Source organism: Bacillus sp. LR--39 (assembly GCF_053613335.1).
In genome coordinates this window covers 1-3,939 of record NZ_JBSIOT010000011.1, presented here as the reverse complement: position 1 = coordinate 3,939, position 3,939 = coordinate 1, and the positions used below count along the sequence as shown (strand labels likewise).

The window sequence follows — 3,939 nt, the reverse complement described above, 5'->3', positions numbered from 1 at the left end:
GAAAAACGATTTTATGGATTACACACCATCTCGCGGGAGTGGAAGCAGCCGATAAAATCGTATTTCTCGAAAACGGCAAAACAGAAATGGAAGGAACCCATGAGGAGCTGCTGGCGGCAAACGAACGATATCGCCGCCTGTATCACCTTGATGTTCCTGTAAAATAAAAGACAGCCCTAAAAGGCTGTCTTTTTTGTTTGAAAAAGAAAAGGGACAGGAAAAATAGGAAAAGAAAGCAGAGGAGGGATAGAGATGAATGTTCCATTTTGGACGGAAGAGCATGTAAGGGCCACGCTTCCTGAAAGAGATGCGGAGAGCCATAAAGGCACGTACAGTACGGCTTTGCTGCTGGCTGGAAGTGACGACATGCCGGGGGCAGCGCTGCTTGCAGGGCTTGGGGCCATGCGGAGCGGTCTCGGCAAGCTTGTCATCGGTACATCAGAAAGCGTAATCCCGCTAATTGTTCCTGTTTTGCCCGAGGCGACCTATTGGCGTGACGGCTGGAAAAAAGCGGCGGGTGCTGAGCTTGAAGAGGCGTACCGGGCCATTGCCATCGGACCGGGCCTTCCGCAAACGGAAAGCGTACAGCAGGCAGTCGATCATGTGCTTACGGCTGATTGTCCTGTTATTTTGGATGCCGGAGCGCTGGCGAAGCGTACATTTCCGAAACGGGAGGCCCCCGTCATCCTCACGCCGCACCCGGGCGAGTTTTCCCGAATGACAGGGATGCCCGTGAACGAATTGCAGAAAAAAAGAGCGGAATATGCAAAGGAATGGGCGGCTCAGCTACAGACTGTCATTGTGTTAAAAGGAAACCAAACCGTCATCGCGTTTCCTGATGGAGACTGCTGGCTCAACCCAACCGGAAACGGGGCGCTCGCCAAGGGCGGAACCGGTGACACGCTGACGGGCATGATATTGGGGATGCTCTGCTGCCATGAAGATCCAAAGCACGCCATATTAAACGCTGTCTATTTGCATGGTGCGTGCGCCGAGCTCTGGACGGACGAGCACTCCGCTCATACGTTGCTCGCTCATGAGCTATCTGACATCCTGCCCCGCGTGTGGAAACGATTTGAATGAAAAAAAGCTGTCTTCAGAGAGAAGACAGCTTTTCTTGATACCCCGCCCGTTTTTTCAAACGCGGTTTCATTAATACATAGTAAAGCACAGAAGGCACGGCCAAGCCGATAATCCATGCGATGTCTCCGCCGCCAAACATTTTGGCAAGCGGTCCGATGTAAAAGCTTGTGTTGATAAACGGAATTTCCAGCAAGATAGACAGAACGAACGCAATTGTGGTGATCCAATTGACCTTTCCATAAGGCCCGTTTACGTCGAACATGGCTTTGACTTGATACTTTCCGTGGCGAACGAAGTAGTAATCGACTAAATTGATTGCCGTCCATGGAATTAAGAAATAACTGATGAAAAAGATAAAATTCAAAAACAGTTCCATAAAATTGCTCTGTCCCAGTAGGCTTAAGACTGTACCGACAAGCGTGACACCCAGGATCATGATGATTCTGACTTTGGGCGTGACTTTTAATTTCAGAAACGGCTCCAGCGTTGTTGTCGTGGACATGAAAGCCCCATACAGGTTAAAAACGTTGATTGCCATTTGCCCAAATAACACAATGATCAGCATAATAAACGAGAAGGGACCGAACAATTGGACAATCTGGCTGCCTGAGTTTGCCGTAAAGTCAGGAAGTGAGGTTGTCAGCAATGCGCCGAGCAGCATCATCCAGATGGAGCTGACAGATGTACCTGCATAGCTGTACCAAAATGTTTTTGAAGCCGGTGTTTTAACTGGCAGATATCTTGAATAATCGGCAACATACGGCGCGTAGGCAAGCTGCCACGTCGCAACTGCGCTGACTGCCACCAAGAAAATTGGCAGATCAATCGCACCGGGAATCCAGCTGCCTGCTGGAATCGGCAATTGAAAAATGAGAATCGTTGCAGCAAAAAATACAGCAAAAGAGGTCCAAGAAAGGATTTTTTGCATTTTGTGAATCAAATCATGGCCGAAAATGGTGAGTAAAAAACATACGGCGCTTAAGCCTATAATGATCCATGATCCCGGGATGGGAACAAAGCTGCTTAAGGTTCCGGCCGCCAGTATCGTGCTGCTTGCGAAGAAACCAAGGTAGATAAACATGACTAAGAAGAGGGGAAGAATCGCTCCGATTACACCGAATTGGGCACGGCTTTGAATCATTTGCGGGATGCCTAGCTGAGGGCCTTGCGCGGAATGAGACGCCATAAATATGGCACCGATTAAGGTTCCGCAAATAATAGCGGCAACACTCCAAAACAGATTAAGTCCCATTGCAACGGGAATCGTGCCGGTCACTAACGTGGTGATATGCATATTAGCCCCGAACCATACGGGAAATAAATCTTTCGCTTTACCATGTCTCTCTTCATTCGGAATATATTCAATCGTTCGCCTTTCTACTTTCAATGCATCGTCCTCCATATTGGATGTTTTTTTGAAATCGACATAAAGTCATAGCTTAACAGACTATGAGGGGGTTTACAAATAAGGATATGCAGCCAAACGGCCGGGAAGCTTGATCTGTCAATGGCTGAAAAGAATTGTAAAAAAGATGAACGCTTTTGAATCCGGTGTCGTCTCATAAGGCAGAAAAAAAAAAAGGGGGGATCACGGTCATTGGATACACTTGAAGAACAGCGGCTGATACAGCAGGCGAAAGAGGGAAACGACGAGGCGTTTACAGCCCTTTTCCACTATCACTATTCTTTCTTATATAAATACTTGTTAAAGCTTTCCCTTCACCCCGATCTCAGCGAGGAACTTGTTCAGGAAACCTTTCTGAAAGGGTACATCCATTTAAGAAGCTTTCAGGGCCGTTCAAAATTCTCCACGTGGCTGATCTCCATTGCATCGCGGCTCTATCTCGATCACCAGAAAAAGAGAAAGAGAGAATGGAAACGGAATCAGACAGTTACGGAGGAAACAATCCGCAAGATCAAGTGGGACGTGTCGGCGAAAGGGGCAGAGTGGAGCGAAACGCTCGATCTGTTTTCAAAGCTGGACCCTAAACTGCGCACACCAGTTTTATTAAGGCATTACTACGGCTATACCTACGCCGAAATCGGGATGATGCTTCAAATCAAAGAAGGCACTGTAAAGTCCAGAGTTCATAAAGGGCTCCAGCAAATCAGAAAGGAGTGGGACGATGAATAAAGAAAAGCTTCCTGATCATTTAAAGTCAGAATGGAAAAAAATTGATCAAACAGCCAATCCCTCTATACCGACTCAAAAAGAACTGCTTCACCAGCTGTCACAAATGAAAGCTGAACGCAGAAGAAAACTGCTAAAAGAGATCATCTTATTTGTATTCTGCGCGCTGATGGTTGTGAGTGCGGCGAGCCTGGCACTCATTCAAGCTCCCGCTGTGTTTATTGTACTTCAGGTTTGTGTGCTTGCTACCCTGCCGATTTTGATTGTGACCGAGAAAAAAAGACAGCTCGGGGAATGCGAGGTGGAGCGCCGATGACACAAACAGAAATGATCATAACGGCTGCGGCTTATCTCATCGTATTGGCGCAGGGAATCTTTTTATTTATTGATGCGAAAAAACGAAATCGCATGGCATGGGTTTGGGGGATTGTCGGACTGATTACAGCACCGATGCCTCTGATTTGTTATTACTTTTTTGTCATTAGGCCGGATCGGAAGAAAAGGGGGATCAAGCAATGAATATTTCTTGGGAAATGATTTTGCCGCTGATTGTATTACAGCTGGCTTTGGCGGTGTTTGCTCTGATCAGCTGTATAAAAGAAGAGCGGACGAACGGGCCAAAGTGGATGTGGGCTGCAATCATCGTATGTATCAATATTATCGGGCCGATTTTATTTTTCACCGTCGGCAGAAAGCAAAGGTAAGCCGATATGCTGTCTGTCTAT

Annotated in this window: 7 protein-coding genes; 6 read left to right on the top strand and 1 reads right to left on the bottom strand. The window is 47.1% G+C overall.

Translation table 11 applies throughout. The annotated features are described in order from the left end of the window. Together ACWHAR_RS19430 and ACWHAR_RS19425 are read left to right on the top strand one after the other, a co-directional pair. Window positions 1-167: hypothetical protein (locus ACWHAR_RS19430; RefSeq protein ID WP_452087573.1), on the top strand; the 167-nt coding region annotated here is incomplete at its 5' end. An 85-nt stretch (window positions 168-252) separates the two neighbouring features. Continuing rightward, window positions 253-1,083, top strand: coding sequence for an NAD(P)H-hydrate dehydratase (locus ACWHAR_RS19425; RefSeq protein WP_144453766.1), 831 nt, complete (start codon window positions 253-255; stop codon window positions 1,081-1,083). A gap of 13 nt (window positions 1,084-1,096) precedes the next feature. Here ACWHAR_RS19425 and ACWHAR_RS19420 read toward each other — a convergent pair whose 3' ends face one another. Then, on the bottom strand, window positions 1,097-2,470 hold the full coding sequence (locus ACWHAR_RS19420) for a cytosine permease (protein WP_017697242.1): 1,374 nt from the start codon (window positions 2,468-2,470) through the stop codon (window positions 1,097-1,099). Window positions 2,471-2,680: 210 nt separating this feature from the next. Here ACWHAR_RS19420 and sigY point away from each other — a divergent pair, with 210 nt between their 5' ends. From sigY to yxlE, 4 genes are read left to right on the top strand one after another with little or no spacing between them, the layout of a single operon-like run. Further along, window positions 2,681-3,217 carry an RNA polymerase sigma factor SigY gene (sigY, locus tag ACWHAR_RS19415; protein WP_041334491.1) on the top strand — a complete coding sequence of 179 codons (537 nt, stop codon included), beginning with the start codon at window positions 2,681-2,683 and terminating at the stop codon, window positions 3,215-3,217. Beyond that, the gene (locus tag ACWHAR_RS19410; RefSeq protein WP_041054173.1) at window positions 3,210-3,530 is read left to right on the top strand and encodes a YxlC family protein; all 321 of its coding nucleotides are present in this window, start codon (window positions 3,210-3,212) and stop codon (window positions 3,528-3,530) included. Before sigY ends, ACWHAR_RS19410 begins: the two co-directional genes overlap by 8 nt. Beyond that, window positions 3,527-3,733 (top strand): sigma Y negative regulator YxlD, encoded by a 207-nt coding sequence (yxlD, locus tag ACWHAR_RS19405; RefSeq protein WP_019259859.1) that lies wholly within the window; start codon window positions 3,527-3,529, stop codon window positions 3,731-3,733. The genes ACWHAR_RS19410 and yxlD overlap by 4 nt, the downstream gene beginning before the upstream one ends. After that, window positions 3,730-3,918 (top strand): sigma Y negative regulator YxlE, encoded by a 189-nt coding sequence (gene yxlE, locus ACWHAR_RS19400; protein WP_003227293.1) that lies wholly within the window; start codon window positions 3,730-3,732, stop codon window positions 3,916-3,918. Before yxlD ends, yxlE begins: the two co-directional genes overlap by 4 nt. Window positions 3,919-3,939: the final 21 nt, after the last annotated feature.

Bases quoted from the DNA above. Each gene is read 5' to 3' on its own strand.
- ACWHAR_RS19425 (WP_144453766.1), top strand. From the start codon at position 253: ATGAATGTTCCATTTTGGACGGAAGAGCATGTAAGGGCCACGCTTCCT.
- ACWHAR_RS19410 (WP_041054173.1), top strand. From the start codon at position 3,210: ATGAATAAAGAAAAGCTTCCTGATCATTTAAAGTCAGAATGGAAAAAA.
- yxlD (WP_019259859.1), top strand. From the start codon at position 3,527: ATGACACAAACAGAAATGATCATAACGGCTGCGGCTTATCTCATCGTA.
- yxlE (WP_003227293.1), top strand. From the start codon at position 3,730: ATGAATATTTCTTGGGAAATGATTTTGCCGCTGATTGTATTACAGCTG.